This is a genomic window from bacterium, assembly GCA_016873475.1.
Taxonomy (GTDB): domain Bacteria; phylum Krumholzibacteriota; class Krumholzibacteriia; order JACNKJ01; family JACNKJ01; genus VGXI01.
The window spans coordinates 1-4,114 of the sequence record VGXI01000251.1 but is presented as its reverse complement, the minus strand read 5'-3'; the positions used below and the strand labels follow the sequence as shown (position 1 = coordinate 4,114).

The 4,114-nt window shown below is 73.2% G+C and carries 3 protein-coding genes; 2 read left to right on the top strand and 1 reads right to left on the bottom strand.

Translation table 11 applies throughout. The features are described 5' to 3' along the window. Both FJ251_14150 and FJ251_14145 read left to right on the top strand, forming a co-directional pair. The coding region (locus FJ251_14150; GenBank protein ID MBM4118846.1) for an ABC transporter permease at positions 1 to 234 on the top strand (234 nt) is incomplete at its 5' end. A 215-nt stretch (positions 235 to 449) separates the two neighbouring features. Further along, complete coding sequence (locus FJ251_14145; GenBank protein MBM4118845.1) at positions 450 to 2,888, top strand: T9SS type A sorting domain-containing protein; 2,439 nt, start codon at positions 450 to 452, stop codon at positions 2,886 to 2,888. On the opposite strand, the gene FJ251_14140 is transcribed toward FJ251_14145, so the two are convergent. Next, on the bottom strand, positions 2,885 to 4,114 hold a 1,230-nt coding region (locus tag FJ251_14140; GenBank protein MBM4118844.1), incomplete at its 5' end, for a hypothetical protein. The two genes, FJ251_14145 and FJ251_14140, sit on opposite strands and share 4 nt — an antisense overlap.

The following is a 4,114-nucleotide window of genomic DNA, read 5'->3' as shown; positions in this document are numbered from 1 at the left end:
TGTTTCCTCGTCGAGGCGGCCGCGCTCACGGGCATGGGCGGCGCAATCGGCGTCGTCTGCGGACTCCTCATCGGCTGGCTCCTGCACCTGACGATGCGTCTGCCCGCCAGCGTGCCCGTGCTCTACGTGATCGGCGCACTCGTCGTCTCGGCGGGCACGGGGATCGGCTTTGGGCTCTACCCCGCCGTCAAGGCCAGTCGCCTCGACCCGATCGAGTCTCTCCGCTACGAATGAGCCCGCGGCGGGCGCCCCCCGCCGCGTCGGCGCTGTCCGCGTGACACCGGCTCAGCGCAGGAGCACCCCCTGGCCAGGGCACCGACCCCGCGACGCTGGTCCCTGCTCGGCGGCCTCGCCCCGCTTCACCCGGCCTGCTGTTTGACAAACCTGCCAGAAATGGCATAATCCGGCGCTCCGCGGCGGCTGACGGCCGCCGCCCCACTGGAGCCTGGATGACCAGAGCAAGCGTCAACCGTTCGCGCTACTTGACGGCATGGATTGCAGTCCTGACATCGGCGGGACTGCTGTTGGCCGCGCCGCCGGCGCCGGCCGAGCCGCCTCACTCCCGCGCGCCCCGCCTGCTCAACTACTACCTGCGCGACGACTTCGTCGGCAACGAGGAGGCACTGGCGCGCTGGGACCTCGTCGTGCTGGCCTACCGGCACGTCGACACGGCGCAGGAGAGCCTGCTGCGCCTGCGCGATCTCAATCCCGCGATCCGCATCCTCGCCTACATCGACCCGATGTGCATCAGCGCGGCGCCCGCGGGGCAGCCCGGCAATCTGCACCACGACTTCCAGACCGGCATCGACAGCCTCTGGATCGCGCGCACCAGTGACGGCGACTCGATCAGCTACTGGCCGGACACCGTGCACGTCAACGTCACCACGCAGTGCCCGCGGGTGAACGGCGAGCGCTACCGCGACTACTTCGTGCGCTTCATCGAGGAGCGGCTCGGCCCCTATGTGCAGGACGGCAGCATCGACGGCATCTTCCTCGACGAGATGAGCGCGGGCGGCTATCTCTGGTGGGACCCGCTCTTTCCCGGCTGCTTCGACTACGACGGCAACCAGGCCTGCGACGAGCCGGACAGCCTCGCCGTCTGGCTCGCCGATGCCGTGGACTACTTCGCCGATGCGACGGCCGCCGCGCTGCCGGCCGGCGCGCTCGCGATGGCCAACAACTGCATCACCCTGCAGCCGACGCTCAACGGCAATCTCTACGAGTGCTTCCCGGCCACCTGGGAAGGCGGCCTGTTCGGCACCCTGGGCGCGCTCGACATGTGGGCGAGCGCCGGCAGCCAGCCGGCCGTCGTCGCCGTCAACGGCGTCCCCGAGGACTCGACGAGTCTGCGCGAGTTCCGCTATCGTTTCACGGGCAGCCTGCTTGCGGACTGCTACTTCAACTACGACTATGGCTCGCACGACCACCACCAGGTCGACTGGTTCGAGCTCTACGATTATGACCTCGGGCTCCCGCTCGGCCCGCGCTACGCGATCGGCGAGACGCCCCTCTACGTCGCCGACTTCGAGGGGGGCCTGGACCCGCGAGTCATTCCCGTGCCCGGCATGTCGACGCACACGATCACCGAGGACCCCGCCCTCGTAATCGCCGGCCAGCGCTCGCTGGTCGCCCTGGCGACGGGCGAGGACAGCTGGCCCGCGCTCTGCGAGCTCCTCGTCCCCGGCGGCTACCTGGGTGGGCAGTGGTACACGGTCAGCTTCCGCTTTCGCACGCTCGCCTGCGCGCCGCGCGGCAGCAAGCTGGTCCTGAAGGCCCAGCGCAGCGGCTGCAGCACGGCCGAGTCGATCAGCGTGCCCATCGCCCCCGGTGGCGGGGGCAGCTTCCGCGCCAGCCTCCAGCTCGCCGCTTGCAGCGGCTACCGGGTCTACCTGCGCAGCGAGGGGAGCAGCGCGCTGGTGCTCGACTCGCTCTCGGTGGTGCAGGGCCGCGGCGGTCTGCTCGCGCGCGACTACGAGCGCGGGCTCGTCCTCACCAACGACTCGGGCCAGGTGCGCACGCTGCCCTACAACCCGAGCTGGGAACTGCTCGACGCCGACGGCCAGTGGGAGGACTACTCGGCCTGGCTCTACGGCCAGCGCATCCACGTCCGCCACAAGGACGGCCTCGTGCTCGCCACGGCGGCTGCGCGCGGCGAACCGCGCCTGAGCGAGCTGCTGGCCCTGAACCGCCGGACCGGCCCGGACGAGGCCGGCGACTACGACGCCTGGCTCGAGCTGCACAATCGCGGCACACTGCCGATGGCGATCGGCGGGCTCTACCTGACGGAGGACCTCGCCAAGCCCACGCGCTGGCCCCTACCCGAGCGCACGCTGGCCCCGGGCGAGTACCTCGTCGTCTGGTGCGATGGCGAGCCCGACGAGGGGCCCCTGCACGCGAACTTCACGCTCGCGCCGGAGGGGGGAACGCTCGCGCTCTTCGGCCGCCTGGACACCGGCAACGCGCTGCTGGACAGCATCAGCTACCCGGCCCAGAGCATCGATATCTCCTGGGGTCGGGTGACGACCGGCAACGCCGGCGCGGTCTGGCGGGAGTGCTGGCCTTCGCCCGGCGGCCCGAATGCGCCGGCCACCGCCGCTGCGGGCCTCGAGGCCCCGCTTCAGCTCGCACCCGGCCACCCGAACCCCTTCGGCTCCCGAACCGCGATCGCCTACAGCCTGCCGCGCGCCGGCTGGGCGGAGCTGGCGATCTTCGACGTTGCCGGTCGGCGCGTGCGCGCGCTCTTCGCGGGGCCGCAACCCGCGGGCGCCGGCAGCGCCGTCTGGGACGGCCGCGACGCGGCCGGCCACCCCGCCGCCGCGGGCCTCTACTTCGCGCGGCTCAGCACGGGCGGCCGCAGAGAGACGCAGCGCCTCGTCCTTCTCCGCTAGGGCCGCGCTGCCGCCAGCGCCCGCTCGCGGCAGCGCGCGAGCAGCGGATCTCGCTCCTCGCTCAGCCGGGCGGCCACCTCGCGCGCGAGCGCCGGCTCCTCCAGCCCCAGCAAGCCTTCTGCCGCAGCAGCGAGCGCCGGCACGCCGGACGCGGGCGCCGCAAGCGCGGCCCGCAGGGCCTTGCGCGCCGCCTCGCCGGCGCTTCGCGCCGCGGGTTCCTCGCCGGTCTCGAGACCGAGCGCGAGGCGCCCCAGCGTGCGCAAGGCGAGCGCGGGATGCGCGGTTGCCGCCTCGCCCGCGAGACGCGCGGCGAGGGGCGCCACGGCCGGTGCGCCGAAGCGCTCGAGGGCGAGCGCGGCCGCGTTGCGCACCGTGAGCGCGGGGTCGTCCAGGCGCTCGGCGATGGCGGGCAGCGCGCTCTCGTCGCGCAGGGCGGCGAGCGCGGCCACGGCGCGAATCCGCGGACGCTCCTCGGGATCGGCGAGGAAGGGACGGATCGCGGGCGCGAGCGTCGACTCGCCCACCTCGCCCAGCGCCGTCAGGATCACGGCGCGGAACTTCGCGTTCGCCGAATCCGCGAGCATGGCGGCGAGTGTCGGCGCGCCCGGCCGGCAGGCCGCGCGGCCGAGGATCAGCGCGATCGACTCGCGCAGCGTGGCGTCGGCACCCGGCAAGCGCGCCGCGACCTGCGCGGCGAAGCGCTCCGGGTGCGCGCGGGCGATCTCGGCGATGCAGTCGCGGGCGGACGCATCCTTGTGCGGCATCTGCTTGGCGACGATGTAGTCAATGGCCTCGTCGCCGCGGGCGATGAGCACGGCGCGCGCCTTGCGGACCCGCTCGCGGGTGGGGAGCACCTCCCACAGCGAGGCGTCGGCGAAGAGGGACTCGAGGCTGCGCAGCGAGTCCTCGCGCGTGGGCACGGCCGCGGGCGGCGCCTCCTCGGGCAGGGTCAGCTCCCGGTCGAGGTCGAGGCCGACGCCGAAGGCGTCCTGCACCCAGGCGCGGCCGTCCGCGCCCGGCGAGCCGGGCCCGTAGTTGTCCGCACCCTCGAGGTCGAGGAAGAGGCCCGGCGCCGCGAAGTCCCGCGCGCGCAGGCCGCGCCCCTGCCCCCCCGCGAAGGTGGCGTAGAAGTCGCTGCCCTGCGCGTCGATGAAGAGCCCCACCGAGTTCGTGATGCTCTCGCCCTGGCCGTTGTTGACCAGGTAGTAGTCGTTGCCGCCCTCCCC